Genomic DNA, 17941 nt, shown 5'->3' with positions numbered 1-17941 from the left:
CGGGCTATCATGAGCGCCCCGCCACCCTGCCCTGCCTGCCATGCCCGCGCTGTGGATGATTGTCGCCAGCCTGCTGTTCGCCTGCATGGGCGTCTGCGTGAAGCTCGGCAGCGCGCATTTTTCCGCCGGCGAGATGGTGTTCTGGCGCGGTGCCGCCGGCGTCCTGCTGGTCGCCGTGCTCGCACGTGCGCAGGGCGTCGCCCTGCGCACGCCGCGCTGGCGCCTGCAGGTCTCGCGGGCGCTGGCCGGCTCGCTGGCGCTGATGTGCTACTTCATTGCCATCGGCGCGCTGCCGCTGGCCACCGCGGTGACGCTCAGCTACACCTCGCCGATCTTCGTCGCCGTGCTGCTCGCGGTGTTCTTCGGCGAACGCCTGCGCTGGTCGACGGCGGCGGCGGTGGGCATCGGCTTTGCCGGCATCGTGCTGCTGCTGCGCCCCACCGTGCAGGCCGAACTGTGGCTCGGGGCGCTCGCCGGCCTCGGCGCCGGGGTGGTCTCCAGCCTCGCCTACATCAACGTGCGCGAACTCGGCCGCGCCGGCGAACCGGAAGCCCGCACGGTGTTCTGGTTTGCCGCCATCACCGGCTTGCTCGGCCTGCCCTGGGTGATGGCCGCCGGCGGTTTTCACCGCATCGACGGCAGCGGCGCGCTGATCCTCGCCGGCATCGGCCTCTTCGGCACCGCCGCCCAGCTCGCCATGACGCGTGCCTACCGCTATGGACGCACCCTGCTGTCGGCCAGCCTGGCGTACACCACGGTGATCTTCTCCAGCCTCTTCGGCGTGCTGCTGTGGGGCGAGCACCTTGCCGCGGGGGCATGGCTGGCGATCGCGCTGATCATCGCCAGCTGCGTGCTGACGGGGCTGACGACACGGCCGAAATGACCGCCTGGCGCGGCACGGCGATTGAATGCGCCGACGCCGGGGGCTATAGTAGTCCGCACCACCCACCCTGCTGCGGAGGCTGCCATGATCAACATCGACCACGGCCCCAATCTCGTCGCCGTCACCGTCTTCGGCGAATTCACCCTGAGCGACTACAAGGAATTCGAGGAACTGGTCAATTTCAAGATCAAGTTCGAAGGCCCGGTGAGCCTGCTCTTCGATCTCCGCGAAATGGCCGGTTTCACCCTCGACGTGGCCTGGGAGGAGATCAAGTTCTCGCGCCAGCACGCCCACGATTTCCGCCGCATTGCGGTGGTCACCGACGACCAGTGGCTGACCTGGAGCGCCTGGCTGACGCAGATCTTCGTCGATGCCGACGTGCTCGTATTCGACGCCGAGGACGAAGCCCGCAGCTGGCTCGCGGCCGCCGAGGAAACCGCCCCGTGAGTGCCGGCTACGCCACCCTGATCAGCGCCGCCGAACTCGACCGCCACCTCGGCACCCCAGGCTGGGTGATCGTCGATTGCCGCCACGATCTCGCCAACCCGGCCTTCGGCCGTGACGCCTACGCCCGCGAGCATCTTCCCGGCGCGGTGCATCTGCACCTCGACGACGACCTCTCGGGCCCGCGCAGCGGTCGCAACGGCCGCCACCCGCTGCCCGACCCGGCCCTGCTGGCGGCGCGCCTGGGGGCCTGCGGGATTGCCAACGACAGCCAGGTGGTGGCCTACGACGACGCCGGCGGGATGTATGCGGCGCGCCTGTGGTGGCTGCTGCGCTGGCTCGGACACGAGCGCGTGGCAGTGCTCGACGGCGGTTACCAGGCCTGGTGTGCAGCCACCAAGGTGCTCGACAGCACTCCGGCACGCCCCCCTGCGGCACACTTCAGCCCCCGCGTGTGCGCCGGGCTGGCCGTGGATGCCGACTACGTCGCCGCGCATCTCGACGATGAGGCGATGGTCCTCATCGACGCCCGCAGCCCCGACCGCTTCCGCGGCGAAAACGAATCCCTCGACCCCGTCGGCGGACGCATCCCGGGCGCCTGCAACCGCTTCTTCCGCGACAACCTCGACGCCAGCGGCCGTTTCCTTCCCGCCGCACAACTGCGTACCGACTTCACCGCCCTGCTCGGCGGACGTCCGCCAGCCGCGGTCGTCAATCAGTGCGGCTCGGGCGTCACCGCCTGCCACAACCTGCTGGCAATGGAGATCGCCGGCCTCCCCGGCGCGCGGCTGTATGCCGGCTCATGGAGCGAGTGGTGCGCGGATCCGGCGCGACCGCTGGTCAGCGGCTGAGCATCACCATTCGATGCGTTCCACCACGCCCAGCGAGCGCCCCAGGAAACGTTCGCCGATGGTCTGGAAACGCAGCGGCACATCGGTGACCACATAGCGGTAGTGCGCCGCTGCGCTGCCGCTGCGCGCGAGGCCGAGGGCCTGCAGGCGCGCGGCGGCCAGTTCGGCGGTGGTGATCGCCGAGTCGACCAGGCGCACGCCGTCGCCGGCCACTTCCTTGAGCAGGGGCTTGAGCAGCGGATAGTGGGTACAGCCCAGCACCAGGCTGCCGACCTCCTCGGCCAGCACCGGGCGCAGGTACTCCTGCGCCGTGAGACGGGTCACCGGATGCTCCAGCCAGCCCTCCTCGACCAGCGGCACGAACAGCGGGCAGGCCTGCGAATACACCCGCAGCCCGGGATCGAGGCAGTGCATGCGGTGGGCGTAGGCATTGCTGTTGATCGTCGTCGGCGTGCCGATCACCCCTACCCCACGCCCCTGTGCGCCCGCCACCGCGGCCATGGCACCGGCCTCGATGACGTCGAGAACGGGAACGTCGCCGGCACGCGCCTTGACCACCTCGGCAGCCACCGCGGCCATGGTGTTGCAGGCAACGATGAGCATCTTGACGCGCTGAGCGAGGAGGTAGTCGACGATCTGCGCGGTGAAGTGCTCGATGGTGGCCACCGACTTGATGCCATAGGGCACGCGCGCGGTATCGCCGAAATAGACGATGCTCTCCAGCGGCAGGCGCTCCATCAGCGCACGCACCACGGTCAGCCCGCCGATGCCGGAATCGAAAACCCCTATCGGGCGTGAAGCGTCCATTGCGGTCGGTGTGGCGGGCGGAGGAAAGGGCGGAATTCTAACCCGCATTTCTCACACCATCCCTACTGCGGGTGCCGATGCACTCGCCGTGGCACGCCGTACTCCCTCACGCCGCCTCGACGTAGTGTCAGCTACGCCTTCGGCGTCGAGCGGTCCGTGCGGCGCACCACGGCGGCGCCTCGCCCCCCTCGCGACGTGAGGGCGTGAGAAATGCGGGTTAAGCCTTGCGGCGCGCTTCGTGTTGAGCCAGGGCCCAACCCACATGCTCGCGCACCATCTCCTCGGCATCCGCCGCGCGTGCCTGCAGCGCCGCCAGTACCGCCTCATCGCCCGGCGCATTGCCGAGCGCCACGGCAATGTTGCGCAGCCAGCGCGAATAGCCGATGCGGTAGATGGCGCTGCCTGCCATGCGCTCGGCAAAATCGGTCGCCGACCACGCGAACAACTCCACCAGTGTGGCGCTGTCGAGCGCGTGGCGGGGGGCGAAGCCGGGTTCCGCGCCGCGGCTGGCGAAGCGGTTCCACGGACATGCCAGCTGACAGTCGTCGCAGCCGTAGATGCGGTTGCCGATCGCCGCCCGCCAGCGCTCGGGGATGGCGCCGTGCAGTTCGATGGTGAGGTAGGAGATGCAGCGCCGCGCGTCCACCTGGTAGGGGGCGACGATGGCACCGGTCGGACAGACATCGATGCAGGCCGTGCAGCGCCCGCAATGCGCAGCCCGCGGCTGATCCTCGGGCAGCGGCAGATCGGTGAAGATCTCGCCAAGAAAGAACCACGAGCCCGCCTCACGATCGAGCAGCAGGGTGTGCTTGCCGCGCCAGCCCAGCGCTGCGCGCGCCCCCAGCTCGACCTCCAGCACCGGCGCCGAGTCGACGAAGACGCGGAAGCCATGGGGCAGCTCGGCACCGATGCGTTCGGCGAGGGTCTGCAAGCGGCGGCGCAGCACCTTGTGATAGTCGCGCCCCAGCGCATAGCGCGACACATAGGCGCGGCGGCCGTCGGCGAGCGCCGCCGCGGCGTCGGCTGCAGCCGGCCAGTAGTTCATCCGCGCACTGATCACCCGCAGGGTACCGGGCAGCAGATCCGCCGGGCGCGCGCGCTTCATGCCGTGGCGGGCCATATAATCCATCTCGCCGTGAAAACCGGCATCGAGCCAGGCCTGCAGCCCCGGCTCGGCATCCCTGAGGTCGACGCCGCTGACTCCCACGGCGTCGAAACCGAGTTCCCGGCCCCAGTCCCCGATGCGCCCGCGCAAGGCACGCAGGGTGACGGCATCGGGCCGTTGCGGCCGCGAGGAGAGCGTCTGATGATCGATCGTATTCACCCTGCCGATGATAACGGCAGCCCGCTGTGCATGCACTTGGCCACCGAAGCGGAGACCGCCGCGCTCGGTGCGGCGCTCGGCAACGCCCTGCATGCCGGGCTGGTGATCTACCTGCTCGGCGACCTCGGCGCCGGCAAGACCACCCTGGTGCGCGGCCTGTTGCGCGGGCTCGGCCACCGGGGCAGTGTAAAAAGTCCCACTTACACCTTGATTGAACCTTACGTAGTTTCTAGATTAAACTTATATCACTTTGATTTTTATCGCTTCAATTCGCCCGACGAATTTCTCGACGCCGGGCTGGACGAATACTTCGGCGGGCAAGGCGCCTGCATGGTGGAATGGCCTGGAAAAGCCGCCCCCCATCTGCCCCCACCCGATCTCGAAGTGGCGCTCAGCCTTGCCGGCACGGGCCGGCAGGTCGAGCTGAAGGCAGGAACGGAGGCGGGACGACGATGCCTGACCGAACTGAGCAACGCCCTGCGCGCGCCCCCGGCGCCCGCCTGAGCCGCCGCGAACTGCTGAAGTTCGCCAGCGCGTCGTTGACGCTGCTGGTCAGCCCCGTCGGCCACGCCGCGGCCACCAGCCTGGTGGCGGTACGCGTATGGCCGGCACCGGAATACACCCGCGTCACCCTCGAAGCACGCCGCGAGCTGCGCTTCAAGTACATGAGCCTCGACAACCCCCATCGCCTGGTGGTGGACCTCGAAGACGTCGAGCTCAACAGCGTGCTGCACACGCTGCCGTCGAAGATCCTCGACAGCGATCCCTACATCAGCCTCGTGCGCGCCGCGCAGAACCGCCCCGGCGTGGTCCGCGTGGTGCTGGAGCTGAAAACCGAGATCAAGCCACAGGTGTTCACCCTGCAGCCGGTAGGCGACTACGGCCACCGCCTGGTGCTCGATCTCTACCCGACGCAGCCGGTCGATCCCCTGCTGGCGCTGATCGAGCGCTCCAGCCCGATGGAGGCCGCCGCCGGCGATGCTGCACCCGACGGCACCACCGAGGCTGTGGGAGACAGCACCCCGCAGCGCCCCGCACAGCCCGAAGCCGAACGCATCTACACCGTGGTCCTCGACCCCGGCCATGGCGGCGAGGACCCCGGCGCCATCGGCCGTCGCGGCAGCTACGAGAAGAACGTCACGCTGTCGGTCGCCCGCCGCCTGAAGCGCAAGATCGATGCCGAACCCGGCATGCGCGCGGTGCTCACCCGCGACGGCGACTTCTTCGTGCCGCTCTACCAGCGCGTCGCGCGCGCGCGACGGGTGCAGGCCGACCTCTTCGTCTCCATCCACGCCGATGCCTTCGTGCGCCCGGAAGCCCGCGGCAGTTCGGTCTTCGTACTCTCCGAGCGCGGCGCCACCAGCTCCGCTGCGCGCTGGCTGGCAGAAAAGGAAAACGACGCCGACCTCATCGGCGGGGTCAACCTCGCCAAGCAGGAGGGGCACCTCGCGCGCACCCTGCTCGACCTCTCGCAGACCGCCACCATCAACGACAGCCTCAAGCTCGGCCGCGCCGTGCTCGGCGAACTGGGCGGCGTCAACACCCTGCACAAACCGCAGGTCGAACAGGCCAACTTTGCCGTGCTGCGCGCCCCCGACATCCCCTCCATCCTCGTCGAGACCGCCTTCATCAGCAACCCCGAGGAAGAGCGCCGGCTCAACGACGAGGCCTACCAGGAGCGCATGGCCGAGGCCATCCTGCGCGGCATCAAGCGCTACTTCGCCGACAACCCCGCGCCGCCGGCGCGCACCCGCGTCGCCCGCCTCGACTAAGCGCCGCGCGCACCCTCTTGGCGCTATAATTACCGCTTTTTGTCAGGCTGTTCATGCAGGTCTTACGCGGTTTTCCGCAACACGCTGCGCAGCCCTCGGTACTGACCATCGGCAACTTCGATGGCGTGCATCGCGGCCACCGGGCGCTCCTTGAGCTGCTCACCGCCAAGGCCGGCGAACTTGGGCTGCCCGCCACGGTACTCACCTTCGAACCGCATCCGCGCGAATTCTTCGCCCCGGAGAAGGCCCCCGCGCGCCTGTCCAACCTGCGCGAGAAGCTCCTCATGCTCGCCGCCGCCGGTGTGGACCGGACCTACGTGTGCCGCTTCAACGCCGCTCTGGCGAATCAGCCGGCACAGGATTTCATCGACCGCATCCTCTGCCACGGCCTCGGCGTGCGCCACCTCTTCATCGGCGACGACTTCCGCTTCGGCGCCGGCCGTCATGGCGACTTCGCCATGCTCGCGGCAGCCGGGCACAGCCGCGGCTTCGGCGTCGAGGCCATGCCCACCCTCGACCTGGCCGGCGAGCGCATCTCCAGTTCGGCGGTGCGCAGCGCCCTCGCAGCCGGTGACATGGATCACGCCGCGCGCCTGCTCGGGCGCCCATACAGCATCGCCGGACGCGTGGTACATGGGCAAAAGCTCGGCCGCACCCTCGGCTTCCCCACCGCCAACGTACAGATGAAGCACCGCAAGCCTGCGCTCAACGGTGTCTATGCCGTCACCGTCGAAGGCCTGCGGGGGACGGCGGTGGGAGGCGTGGCCAATGTCGGCAGCCGCCCGACCGTCACCGGCAGCGGCCGCCCGACGCTCGAGGTACATCTTTTCGACTGGCAGCAGGACTGCTACGGTGCGCATCTGCGCGTACACTTCCTGCACAAGCTGCGCGACCAGGCCCGCTTCGACTCGCTCGCCGCACTGAGCGCACAGATCGGCATTGACGCCGTATCCGCGCGCCGCTGGCTGAGCGCCCACCCCGATCTCTCCGCTCCCTTTGAAGGCTGAAAGAAGACCGCCATGGCCGACTACCGCAAGACCCTCAACCTGCCCGACACCCCCTTTCCGATGCGCGGCGACCTCGCCAAGCGGGAACCGGGCTGGATCGCCCAGTGGCAGCAGCGGAAGCTCTACCAGAAGATCCGCCAGGCCGCCGCCGGCCGCCCCAAGTTCATCCTTCACGACGGCCCGCCCTACGCCAACGGCAGCATCCACATCGGCCATGCGCTGAACAAGATCCTCAAGGACATCATCGTGCGTTCGCGCACCATGGCCGGCTTCGATGCCCCCTACGTGCCGGGCTGGGACTGCCACGGCCTGCCGATCGAGCACAAGGTGGAGGTCACCCACGGCAAGAACCTGCCCGCCGACCGCGTGCGCGAGCTCTGCCGCGCCTACGCCGCCGAGCAGATCGAAGGCCAGAAGACCGACTTCATCCGCCTCGGCGTGCTCGGCGACTGGGACAATCCCTACAAGACCATGGCCTTCGCCAACGAGGCCGGTGAGATCCGCGCGCTCGCCGAGATGGTCAGGGCTGGCTACGTGTTCAAGGGCCTGAAGCCGGTGAACTGGTGCTTCGACTGCGGTTCGGCGCTGGCCGAAGCCGAGGTCGAGTACGCCGACAAGCAGTCGCCGGCGATCGACGTCGCCTTCCCCTGCGCACAGCCCGAACGCATCGCCGACATCTTCGGCGTCGGTACGCTGGCCAAGCCGGTACTGGCGGTGATCTGGACCACCACGCCGTGGACCATCCCCTCCAACCAGGCCCTCAACATGCATCCGGAGATCGACTACGCACTGGTCGACGCCGGTGAGCGCTACCTGCTGCTGGCCCACGACCTGGTCGCCGCCTGTCTGGAGCGCTACGGCCTCACTGGGCGCATCGTCGCCTCGGCGAAGGGCGCGGCCTTCGACCAGGTGCTTTTCCGCCACCCCTTCTACGAGCGCAATTCGCCGGTCTATCTGGGCGACTACGTCAGCCTCGATGCCGGCACCGGCATCGTGCACAGCGCCCCGGCCTACGGCCTCGACGACTTCCAGTCCTGCCGTGCCAACGGCATGGCGATGGACGAGATCCTCACCCCGGTCACCGGCGACGGCCACTTCGCCACCGACCTGCCCTTCTTCGGCGGCATGAACATCTGGAAGGCCGCCCCGGAGATCCTCGCCAAACTGCGCGAAGTCGGCTGCCTGATGGCGGACGCGAAGATCACCCACAGCTACATGCACTGCTGGCGCCACAAGACGCCGCTGATCTACCGCGCCACTGCGCAGTGGTTCGTCGGCATGGACAAGACCGTCGCCGACGCCTCGACGCTGCGCGAGCGCGCCCTGCGCGGCGTCGAGGCCACCCGCTTCTTCCCCGCCTGGGGCCAGGCCCGCCTGCACGCGATGATCGCCAACCGCCCGGACTGGTGCATCTCGCGCCAGCGTAACTGGGGCGTGCCGATCCCCTTCTTCCTGCACAAGGAGAGCGGCGAACTGCACCCGCGCACCGTGGAGCTGATGGAAGAAGTCGCCAGGCGCGTCGAACAGGAAGGCATCGAGGCCTGGTTCAAGCTCGATGCCGCCGAGCTGCTCGGCGACGAGGCCGCCCACTACGACAAGATCGCCGACACGCTCGACGTCTGGTTCGACTCCGGCACCACCCACTGGCACGTGCTGCGCGGCTCGCATCCGGACGGCCATGCGGAGGGACCGCGCGCCGACCTCTACCTGGAAGGCTCGGACCAGCACCGCGGCTGGTTCCACTCCTCGCTGCTGACCGGCTGCGCGATCGACGGCCACCCGCCCTACAAGGCCCTGCTCACCCACGGCTTCGCGGTCGATGGCGCCGGGCGCAAGATGAGCAAGTCGCTGGGCAACGTGGTGGTACCGCAGGAGGTCACCGGCAAGCTGGGCGCCGAGATCCTGCGCCTGTGGGTGGCATCCACCGACTACTCGGGCGAGCTGTCGATCAGCAAGGAGATCCTCGACCGCGTGGTCGAGGTGTACCGCCGCATCCGCAACACCCTGCGCTTCCTGCTCGCCAACACCGCTGACTTCGACATCAACAGCGACGCCCTGCCGCTCGACCAGTGGGTGGACATCGACCGCTACGCGCTCGCCTTCACCCGCAAGCTGGCCACCCAGTGCGAGGCCGACTACGAGAAGTTCGAGTTCCATCGCGTGGTGCAGGCCCTGCAGGTGTTCTGCGCCGAAGACCTCGGCGCCTTCTACCTCGACATCCTCAAGGACCGCCTGTACACCACCCAGCCGGGTTCGGCCGCGCGCCGCTCCGCGCAGACCGCGCTGTGGCACATCACCCACACCCTGGTACGCCTGATGGCACCGGTGCTGTCCTTCACCGCAGAGGAAGCCTGGGCGGTGATGAACGGCGGCGACGAGGAGGACAGCGTGATGCTGCACACCTTCCACGCCCTCCCCGAGCAGGGCGGCGAGGCTGGCCTGATCGCGCGCTGGGAGATCATCCGCAGCGTGCGCGCCGAGGCGCTGAAGGTCATCGAGGCCCTGCGCAGCGAAGGCAAGGTGGGCGCCTCGCTGCAGGCCGTGCTCGACCTGCGCCTGCACGAGGACGCCTACAACGCACTGGCTGCGCTGGGCGACGACCTCAAGTTCGTCACCATGACCTCGCAGGTCAGCCTGGCCTTGCAGGCCGAGGATGCTCCGCAGCAGATCGTCGCCACCCCCAGCACCCACGCCAAGTGCGAGCGCTGCTGGCACTACGCGGAGGATGTCGGCAGTGACGCCGAGCACCCGACGCTGTGCGGGCGCTGCGCGGGCAATCTGTACGGTGCCGGCGAGCAGCGCCGCCATGCCTGAGCGCCGCCTGCTGCCCACCGGCGTAAGCGGCTGGCTGGCCATCGCTGCCGTGGTGGCGGTGCTCGACCAGCTCACCAAGCAGCTCGTCCTCGCCAGCCTGGAACTCGGCGAGGCCGTGCCGGTGACGCCCTTCTTCGACATCGTGCTGGTCTATAACCCGGGCGCAGCGTTCAGCTTTCTCGCCGACCAGCCGGGCTGGCAGCGCTGGTTCTTCACCGGGCTGGCGGCAGTGATCTGCACCTGGCTGACCGTGCTCCTCCGCCAGCACCGCCGCGAGCGCCTGCTGCCGGCCGCCTTCGTGCTGATCATCGGCGGCGCCGTGGGCAATGTCGTCGATCGCCTGCTGCATGGCGCGGTGGTGGACTTCCTGCACTTCTACGTCGGCCGCTTCAGCTGGCCGGCCTTCAACCTCGCCGATTCGGCAATCACCGTCGGCGTGGCACTGATGCTGTGGGGCAGCTTCCGCCATCCCGCGCCCGACCCCGCCAAGGAGAACCACGCGTGACCCAGACCGTCCAAGCCGACCAGCTCGTCACCCTGCACTACCGCATCGCGCTGCCCAACGGCCAGCCGCTGATCAGCACCTTCGAGGGCACCCCCGCCACCCTGCAACTTGGCGCGGGCGAACTGCTGCCGGCGCTCGAAGCGCTCATCACCGGCCTCCCGGTGGGCGAACACAGAAGCTTCGAACTCGCCGCCGAGCAGGCCTTCGGCCCCTACCGCGACGAACTGGTGGAACGCGTCAAGCGCGTCCACATGCCCGCCGAGGAGATCGAAGCGCTGAGCATCATGGAGTTCACCGCACCCGATGGCTCGCGCTATTCCGGCCTGGTGCGCGAGATCGACGACGAGTCGGCACTGATCGACTTCAACCACCCGCTGGCCGGCAAATCCATCCGTTTCGAGGTGGAAGTGATCGGCATCCTGTAAGCGGCAAACCCACAGAGAGCAACAAGCGATGAACGACAAGGAAGTGCTGCTCGCCACCCCGCGCGGCTTCTGCGCCGGCGTCGAGCGCGCCATCGAGATCGTCGAGCGCGCACTGGCGCTGTTCGGCGCACCGATCTACGTGCGCCACGAAGTGGTGCACAACAAGTTCGTGGTCGATGACCTGCGCGCCAAGGGCGCGGTGTTCGTCGAGGAACTCGACGAGGTGCCGGCCGGCAACACGGTGATCTTCAGCGCCCACGGCGTCTCGCTGGCGGTGCGCGCCGAGGCCGAGCGCCGCGGCCTGCGCGTCTTCGATGCCACCTGCCCGCTGGTCACCAAGGTGCACATCGAAGTCGCCCGGCACCGTGCCGGTGGACGCGAGATCGTCATGATCGGCCACAAGGGCCACCCCGAGGTGGAAGGCACCATGGGCCAGGTCGGCGACGGCATCCACCTGGTGGAATCGGCTGCAGACGTCGCCACGCTGGAGGTCGCCAACCCCGCGCAGCTTGCCTACGTCACCCAGACCACGCTGTCGATGGACGACGCCGCGGCCATCATCGCCGCTCTGCGCGAGCGCTTCCCGGCCATCGTCGGCCCGAAGAAGGACGACATCTGCTACGCCACGCAGAACCGTCAGGATGCGGTGAAGATCATGGTGCCGCAGGCCGACGTGGTCTTCGTGGTGGGCTCGAAGAACAGCTCCAACTCCAACCGCCTGCGTGAAGTGGCAGAACTGCGCGGCGTCCCCGCCTATCTCGTCGATAACGCCGACGGCATCGATCCGGCGTGGCTCGCCGGCAAGCGCCGCATCGGCGTGACCGCCGGCGCCTCAGCGCCGGAGGTGCTGGTACAGGCGGTCATCGACCGCCTCGGGGCACTGGGTGCGGGCACCGTGCGCCAGCTCGAAGGCGTACCGGAGAAGGTCACCTTCCCGTTGCCGAAGGAGCTCCTGCAGGATCATTGAGCTGATCACTGGCAGGCGTAGACAAGGAAGCCGGGCATCGCCCGGCTTCTTCATTTTGCAGCACAGTGCATCAGAGATGCGGCTCGACGATCCCGCGATAGAACTCGTGGAAGTGCTGCATGCCGTCCTCGAAGGGCGACTGGTAGGGCCCCACCTCGTTGCGCCCTTCCTTGAGCAGGGCCAGGCGCCCGCGGTCCATGCGCTCGCCGATGTCGTCGTCCTCGATGGCGGTCTCCATGTAGGCGGCCTGCTCGGCCTCGACGAACTCGCGTTCGAACTCGACGATCTCCTCGGGGTAGTAGAACTCCACCACGTTGGTCGTCTTGTTGATGTCGGTCGGGATCAGCGTACTTACCACCAGCACGTGCGGATACCATTCCACCATGATGTTGGGGTAGTAGGTGAGCCACACCGCGCCCTGCGCGGGCTTGTGTTCGCCGTAATAGTCGAGCACCGCCTTCTGCCACTTCCCGTACACCGGCGAGCCGGACTTGGCCAGCGAGGTGATGCCCACGCGCTGCACCGAATACCACTCGCCGAACTGCCAGGTGAGGTCGTCACAGGTGACGAAGTTGCCCAGCCCGGGGTGGTAGGGGACGACGTGGTAGTCCTCCAGATAGACCTCGATGAAGGTCTTCCAGTTGTAGTTGCACTCGTGGATCTCGACGTGGTCGAGCTTGTAGCCGGAGAAATCGAATTCGCCCGCCACCTGCATGCCCGCGAGATCGGCATTGGCCGAACGCGGTCCCTTGAAAAGCAAGCCGTTCCAGCGTTCCAGCGCGTCGCGCTGGAGGTTCAGGCAGGGGTTCTCGGGGAAATGCGGCGCGCCCAGCAAGGAGCCCTGCTGGTCGTAGGTCCAGCGATGGATCGGGCAGACGATGTTGTCGGCCTTGCCGGCGCCCTGCAGCATGATCGCCTGGCGGTGGCGGCAGATGTTGGAGAGCTGGTGGACGCCCTCGCCGGTGCGGAACAGGAGCTTGGAATGATCCAGCCACTCCAGCGAACGGTAGCTGCCGACTTCCGGTACCATCAGCTCATGGCCGACGTACCCGGGACCGGCATCGAAGAGGAGCTTCTTCTCTAGTTCGAAGATCTTCTCGTCGAAGTACCAGGAAACCGGCAGTTGCGAAACAGCCGGGGCCAGTCGTGCCTTGGAAGCGATGTCGGACATCACCGAACCCCCCTCTTGTTAACCAGAAAACCGGCAGAACAAACGGGCTAGTTTAAGCCAGAAGCCGTTTGACCGCCAATAGCGCGATCGGTTATTTTCCCACCTTTGTAGCCCCTCGCCTTACCCCATGGTAAAGACCGCAGCCGCCCCGAAGAATTTCGAATCCGCCGTCGCTGAACTGGAGACCATCGTCCGCGACATGGAGGCTGGTTCGCTGGCCCTTGAGCAGGCTCTGGAGCGTTACCAGCGCGGCACCGAGCTGCTGCGCTACTGCCAGCAGACCCTGAGTGCCGCGGAAGCGCGCGTGCGCGTCCTTGAGGGCGACAAGCCCGTGGCCTTCGGCGCAGAGGCGCAGTGATGGACATGGTCAGCGACTTCAAGCAGTGGATGGCAGCCATCCAGCAGCGCACCGAGAGCGCGCTGGCCGCCCGCCTGCCCGCCCCTGCTACCGCCCCCCAGCGCCTCCACGAGGCCATGCGCTACGCCGTCCTCGGCGGCGGCAAGCGCGTGCGTCCGCTGCTCGTGCATGCCACCGGCGAGCTGGTCGGCGCCTCCCCCGAGCGCCTCGACCGTGCGGCCTGTGCCGTCGAACTGATCCACGTCTACTCCCTGGTGCACGACGACATGCCGTGCATGGACGACGACGTCCTGCGGCGCGGCAAACCGACGGTTCATGTCGAATACGACCAGGCCACCGCGCTGCTGGTCGGCGACGCCCTGCAGGCGCTGGCCTTCCAGGTGCTGGCCGAAGCCCCGCTGTGCGGCAGCGCCGCCGAGCAGCTCGACATGGTCGCCCTGCTCGCCCGCGCCGCGGGCTCGCGTGGCATGGCCGGCGGCCAGGCCATCGACCTCGCCGCAGTTGGCCAGCAGCTCGACCGCAGCGAGCTGGAGTTCATGCACATCCACAAGACCGGCGCCCTCATCCGCGCCGCCGTGATGCTCGGTGCCCATGCCGGCGAGCCGCTGGCGGTTGCCGACCTGGAGCGTCTGGACCACTTCGGCAAGCTCATCGGTCTGCTCTTCCAGGTCGTCGACGACATCCTCGACAGCGAAGCCGATACCGCCACCCTGGGCAAGACCGCCGGCAAGGATGCCGAGCACGACAAGCCCACCTACGTCAGCCTGCTCGGCCTCACGGAAGCGCGGCGCTACGCCGAAGAACTTCTCGCCGCCGCGCGTGGCACGCTCGCCCCGATGGGCAGCGGCAGCGCCCACCTGCTGGCGCTGGCCGACTACATCGCGCGGCGATCGTTCTGATCAACCCCACCCGGCTGCACCCCACCATGTCTCCCTATCCGCTCCTCGAACGCATCGGCAACCCCGCCGCCCTGCGCGCCCTCGACCGCCGCGAACTCGGGGAGCTGGCCGCCGAACTGCGCGCCTTCCTCATCGAATCGGTGTCGAAGACCGGCGGCCACCTGTCCTCCAACCTCGGCACCGTCGAACTCACCGTTGCCCTGCACTACGTCTTCAACACCCCCGACGACCGTATCGTCTGGGATGTCGGCCACCAGACCTATGGCCACAAGGTCCTCACCGGGCGCCGCGAAGCCATGGCCGGGTTGCGCCACTGGGGCGGCATCTCGGGCTTTCCGCGGCGCTGCGAAAGCGAGTACGACACCTTCGGCACCGCGCATTCGTCCACCTCCATCTCCGCCGCCCTCGGCATGGCCGTCGCCGCCCGTGACCGCGGTGAGGAGCGGCGCGCCATTGCCGTCATCGGAGACGGCGCAATGAGCGCGGGGATGGCGTTCGAAGCCCTCAACAACGCCGGCGACATCGATGACGCCAACCTGCTGGTGATCCTCAACGACAACGAGATGTCGATCTCGCCGCCGGTCGGCGCCCTCACCAAGATCCTCGCCCGCCTGATGTCCGGCAGCACCATCAATGCCGCGCGCCGCGCAGGAGAAAAGGTGCTCGGCGTCGCTCCGCCGATGCTCGACTTCGCCCGCCGCGTCGAGGAGCACGTGAAAGGCCTGATCAGCCCCGGCACGCTGTTCGAGGAATTCGGCTTCCACTACTACGGCCCCATCGACGGCCACGACCTTGACGCCCTCATCCCCACCTTGCAGAACCTGCGCAAGCTCAAGGGCCCGCAGTTCCTTCACGTCATCACCCGCAAGGGGCAGGGTTACAAGCTCGCCGAAGCCGACCCCATCCTCTACCACGGGGTCAGCAAGTTCGACCACACCGCCGGCATCCAGGGCGGCAAGGGCGCCGGCAAGCTCACCTACACCCAGGTCTTTGGCGACTGGCTGTGCGACATCGCCGCCAGCGACCCGCGCATCGTCGCCATTACCCCGGCAATGCGCGAAGGCTCCGGCCTGGTGCGCTTTGCCGCCGAGTTTCCCGGACGCTACTACGATGTCGGCATCGCCGAACAGCACGCCCTGACCTTCGCCGCCGGGCTCGCCTGTGAGGGCCTCAAGCCCGTGGTGGCGATCTATTCGACCTTCCTGCAGCGCGCCTACGATCAGCTCATCCACGACATCGCCCTGCAGAACCTGCCGGTGGTGCTGGCCATCGACCGTGGCGGCCTCGTCGGCGCGGATGGTGCCACCCACCACGGCGCCTTCGATCTGTCCTTCATGCTGTGCGTGCCCAACCTCCTCGTCATGGCCCCGGCTGACGAAAACGAATGCCGGCAGATGCTGTACACCGCCGTCTGCCACGACGGCCCCGCCGCCGTGCGCTATCCGCGTGGCAGCGGTTGCGGTGCGCTCCCGCGTGCCGCCATGGAAGCCTTGCCGGTGGGTAAGGGCGAGGTGCGCCGCCACGGCCGCCGCATCGCCCTGCTTGCCTTCGGCAGCATGCTCTGTCCGGCCCTCGAAGTGGGCGAACGCATCGATGCCACGGTGGCCAACATGCGCTTCGTCAAGCCGCTCGACGAGGCCCTCGTCGCCGAACTGGCCGCCACCCACGACCTCCTCGTCACCCTTGAGGAGAACGCCGTGGTCGGCGGTGCCGGCAGCGAAGTCGCCCGTGTCCTCGACACCCTCGCGCAACGCCCCCGGCTGCTGCGCCTCGGCCTGCCCGACCACTTCATCGATCACGGCGACCAGGCGCAACTGCTCGCCGCAGTCGGCCTCGACGCCGCCGGCATCGAAGCCGCCATTGGCCGTATCTATCCCCTCAATAGTTGAGCGTTTTTGTCGGGAATGCTAGGATGCACACTCGTTCCCGACAGCCCCCTTCCGCAGAGAACAGCTTATGAAACCCGTCGAGGCGCACGCCATTCCCGATGTCCAGAACAGCGCCGACAGCCGTCAGATCGCCATCAACAAGGTCGGCATCAAGTCCATCCGCCACCCCATCCGGGTGAGCGACAAGAACGGCGGCGTCCAGCACACCGTCGCCGTATTCAACATGTATGTCGGCCTGCCCCACAATTTCAAGGGCACCCACATGTCGCGTTTCGTGGAGATCCTCAACGGCAATGAGCGCGAGATCTCCGTCGAGTCCTTCGAGCCCATGCTGCGCGAGATGGTCGCGCGCCTGGAGGCCGAGACCGGCCATGTCGAGATGACCTTCCCCTACTTCATCAACAAGACCGCGCCGGTATCCGGCGTGCAGAGCCTGATGGACTATGAGGTCACCTTCACCGGAGAGATCCGCGAAGGCGGACGCTACGAGTTCACCATGAAAGTCGTCGTGCCGGTCACCAGCCTGTGTCCGTGCTCGAAGAAGATTTCCGAGTACGGCGCCCACAACCAGCGCTCGCACGTCACCGTCACCGCCACCACCAACGCCCACCTGTGGATCGAGGAGCTGGTGCAGCTGGTGGAAAGCCAGGCCTCCTGCGAGCTCTTCGGCCTGCTCAAGCGCCCCGACGAGAAGTTCGTTACCGAACGGGCCTACGACAACCCCAAGTTCGTCGAGGACATGGTACGCGACGTTGCCGGACTGCTCGCCGCCGAGCCGCGCATCGATGCCTACGTAGTGGAGTCGGAGAACTTCGAATCCATCCACAACCACTCCGCCTACGCCCTCATCGAGCGCGACAAACGCAAGCCGTCCTGAAGGCTCCATACGCGTGAAGAGGCCGCCACCCGTACCCCGGGTGGCGGCCTCTTCACATTCACACCTGAGCTTTCCGCCTTCGCGTCAGCTGCGCGCCGGCACAAGAATCTCCGCCTCACCTTCGAGCACGACCTTGCCGGCCACCGTGCACACCGTATCGAAGATCGCCCGACGCTTGGCCGCATTCAGCTCACGCACCGTCACCCGCGCAACCACGGTATCGCCGATCTTGACCGGGGCCTTGAACTTCAGCGTCTGCGACAGATAGATGCACCCGGGGCCCGGCAGGCGGGTGCCAAACACAGTGGAAATGTAGGCCGCGGACAGCATGCCGTGAGCGATCCGTCCGCCGAACATCGTCGACGCGGCAAACTCGCCATCGACGTGCACCGGGTTGGTATCGCCGGAAACGCCCGCAAAGGCGAGGATGTCAGCTTCGCTGACCGTTCTCGCCACCGCCGCGCTCATGCCGATCTGCAGCGCCTCGAAGTCATGGCCGTAAAACTCGCTGAAGTCACGTTGCTCGGTCGTCATCTCTCGTTCTTCCTCTTGTCGATGTCTCCGCCGCGGCTCCTGCCACAGCTCTGTCGAGGATACCGCAGTCGCGTGACGCTTTGCATGCGGTAGACGCAACAAAGCCGCGAGATCGATTTGATCTTGCGGCTTTGTTAATGTGGGTTAGTCTGACGATGACCTACTTTCGCGAGGGGAACCTCACTATCATCGGCGCGGTCTCGTTTCACGGTCCTGTTCGGGATGGGAAGGGGTGGTACCGAGACGCTATGGTCGTCAGACTTTGAGCGGGTAACAAATGTGGATAGCAGTTGTGTGGGGTAGTGATTGTTTTAGAGTTGTGTTGCGCAAGGTTATAGGATCAAGCCGCACGGGCAATTAGTATCGGTTAGCTACACGTGTTGCCACGCTTCCACACCCGACCTATCAACGTTG

Annotated in this window: 18 protein-coding genes and 2 rRNA genes; 14 read left to right on the top strand and 6 right to left on the bottom strand. The window is 67.3% G+C overall.

Annotated features, from left to right (window positions below):
• The first annotated feature begins 40 nt into the window (after positions 1-40).
• The 3 genes from C8261_RS10655 to C8261_RS10645 all read left to right on the top strand — a co-directional run bounded on the left by C8261_RS10655 (position 41) and on the right by C8261_RS10645 (position 2178).
• Positions 41-883 carry a DMT family transporter gene (locus C8261_RS10655; protein ID WP_107493697.1) on the top strand — a complete coding sequence of 281 codons (843 nt, stop codon included), beginning with the start codon at positions 41-43 and terminating at the stop codon, positions 881-883.
• Positions 884-967: 84 nt separating this feature from the next.
• Complete coding sequence (locus C8261_RS10650; RefSeq protein WP_107493696.1) at positions 968-1330, top strand: SpoIIAA family protein; 363 nt, start codon at positions 968-970, stop codon at positions 1328-1330.
• Complete coding sequence (locus tag C8261_RS10645) at positions 1327-2178, top strand: sulfurtransferase (protein ID WP_107493695.1); 852 nt, start codon at positions 1327-1329, stop codon at positions 2176-2178. The genes C8261_RS10650 and C8261_RS10645 overlap by 4 nt, the downstream gene beginning before the upstream one ends.
• Before the next feature lie 3 nt (positions 2179-2181).
• Here C8261_RS10645 and murI read toward each other — a convergent pair whose 3' ends face one another.
• Positions 2182-2985 carry a glutamate racemase gene (murI, locus tag C8261_RS10640; protein ID WP_107493694.1) on the bottom strand — a complete coding sequence of 268 codons (804 nt, stop codon included), beginning with the start codon at positions 2983-2985 and terminating at the stop codon, positions 2182-2184.
• A gap of 217 nt (positions 2986-3202) precedes the next feature.
• Positions 3203-4309 carry a tRNA epoxyqueuosine(34) reductase QueG gene (gene queG / locus C8261_RS10635; protein WP_235864898.1) on the bottom strand — a complete coding sequence of 369 codons (1107 nt, stop codon included), beginning with the start codon at positions 4307-4309 and terminating at the stop codon, positions 3203-3205.
• Here queG and tsaE point away from each other — a divergent pair.
• From tsaE to ispH, 7 genes are read left to right on the top strand one after another with little or no spacing between them, the layout of a single operon-like run.
• Positions 4292-4813 carry a tRNA (adenosine(37)-N6)-threonylcarbamoyltransferase complex ATPase subunit type 1 TsaE gene (gene tsaE / locus C8261_RS10630; RefSeq protein ID WP_107493839.1) on the top strand — a complete coding sequence of 174 codons (522 nt, stop codon included), beginning with the start codon at positions 4292-4294 and terminating at the stop codon, positions 4811-4813. The genes queG and tsaE overlap by 18 nt on opposite strands.
• On the top strand, positions 4762-6081 hold the full coding sequence (locus tag C8261_RS10625; RefSeq protein ID WP_107493693.1) for an N-acetylmuramoyl-L-alanine amidase: 1320 nt from the start codon (positions 4762-4764) through the stop codon (positions 6079-6081). Before tsaE ends, C8261_RS10625 begins: the two co-directional genes overlap by 52 nt.
• A gap of 53 nt (positions 6082-6134) precedes the next feature.
• Entirely contained in the window at positions 6135-7088 is a 954-nt protein-coding gene (locus C8261_RS10620; RefSeq protein WP_107493692.1) for a bifunctional riboflavin kinase/FAD synthetase, read from the top strand.
• Between the two features lie 12 nt (positions 7089-7100).
• Positions 7101-9902: an isoleucine--tRNA ligase gene (gene ileS, locus C8261_RS10615; RefSeq protein ID WP_107493691.1), complete on the top strand. Its 2802-nt coding sequence runs from the start codon at positions 7101-7103 to the stop codon at positions 9900-9902.
• Positions 9895-10407 carry a signal peptidase II gene (gene lspA / locus C8261_RS10610; RefSeq protein WP_107493690.1) on the top strand — a complete coding sequence of 171 codons (513 nt, stop codon included), beginning with the start codon at positions 9895-9897 and terminating at the stop codon, positions 10405-10407. Before ileS ends, lspA begins: the two co-directional genes overlap by 8 nt.
• Positions 10404-10832 carry an FKBP-type peptidyl-prolyl cis-trans isomerase gene (locus tag C8261_RS10605; RefSeq protein ID WP_107493689.1) on the top strand — a complete coding sequence of 143 codons (429 nt, stop codon included), beginning with the start codon at positions 10404-10406 and terminating at the stop codon, positions 10830-10832. The genes lspA and C8261_RS10605 overlap by 4 nt, the downstream gene beginning before the upstream one ends.
• A 28-nt stretch (positions 10833-10860) precedes the next feature.
• Entirely contained in the window at positions 10861-11799 is a 939-nt protein-coding gene (ispH, locus tag C8261_RS10600; protein ID WP_107493688.1) for a 4-hydroxy-3-methylbut-2-enyl diphosphate reductase, read from the top strand.
• A gap of 70 nt (positions 11800-11869) precedes the next feature.
• Here ispH and C8261_RS10595 read toward each other — a convergent pair whose 3' ends face one another.
• Positions 11870-12970, bottom strand: coding sequence for an aromatic ring-hydroxylating oxygenase subunit alpha (locus C8261_RS10595; RefSeq protein WP_107493687.1), 1101 nt, complete (start codon positions 12968-12970; stop codon positions 11870-11872).
• A gap of 127 nt (positions 12971-13097) precedes the next feature.
• Between C8261_RS10595 and C8261_RS10590 the strand changes: the two genes are divergently transcribed.
• From C8261_RS10590 to folE2, 4 genes are all read left to right on the top strand, one after another.
• Complete coding sequence (locus C8261_RS10590) at positions 13098-13328, top strand: exodeoxyribonuclease VII small subunit (RefSeq protein ID WP_107493686.1); 231 nt, start codon at positions 13098-13100, stop codon at positions 13326-13328.
• Complete coding sequence (locus tag C8261_RS10585; RefSeq protein ID WP_107493685.1) at positions 13328-14227, top strand: polyprenyl synthetase family protein; 900 nt, start codon at positions 13328-13330, stop codon at positions 14225-14227. Before C8261_RS10590 ends, C8261_RS10585 begins: the two co-directional genes overlap by 1 nt.
• Before the next feature lie 26 nt (positions 14228-14253).
• Positions 14254-16116, top strand: a complete 1863-nt coding sequence (gene dxs, locus C8261_RS10580) for a 1-deoxy-D-xylulose-5-phosphate synthase (protein WP_107493684.1) — start codon at positions 14254-14256, stop codon at positions 16114-16116.
• Positions 16117-16183: 67 nt separating this feature from the next.
• Positions 16184-16993, top strand: coding sequence for a GTP cyclohydrolase FolE2 (gene folE2, locus C8261_RS10575; RefSeq protein WP_107493683.1), 810 nt, complete (start codon positions 16184-16186; stop codon positions 16991-16993).
• A gap of 84 nt (positions 16994-17077) precedes the next feature.
• Here folE2 and C8261_RS10570 read toward each other — a convergent pair whose 3' ends face one another.
• From C8261_RS10570 to C8261_RS10560, 3 genes are all read right to left on the bottom strand, one after another.
• Positions 17078-17527, bottom strand: coding sequence for a MaoC family dehydratase (locus C8261_RS10570; RefSeq protein WP_107493682.1), 450 nt, complete (start codon positions 17525-17527; stop codon positions 17078-17080).
• 147 nt (positions 17528-17674) lie between these two features.
• Positions 17675-17787: ribosomal RNA gene (rrf, locus tag C8261_RS10565) — 5S ribosomal RNA — on the bottom strand.
• A gap of 76 nt (positions 17788-17863) precedes the next feature.
• Positions 17864-17941: ribosomal RNA gene (locus C8261_RS10560) — 23S ribosomal RNA — on the bottom strand; the annotation flags it as partial.

It is taken from the genome of Pseudothauera lacus, from assembly GCF_003034845.1.
Taxonomy (GTDB): Bacteria; Pseudomonadota; Gammaproteobacteria; order Burkholderiales; family Rhodocyclaceae; genus Pseudothauera; species Pseudothauera lacus.
This window is presented reverse-complemented; position numbering and strand designations above follow the sequence as displayed.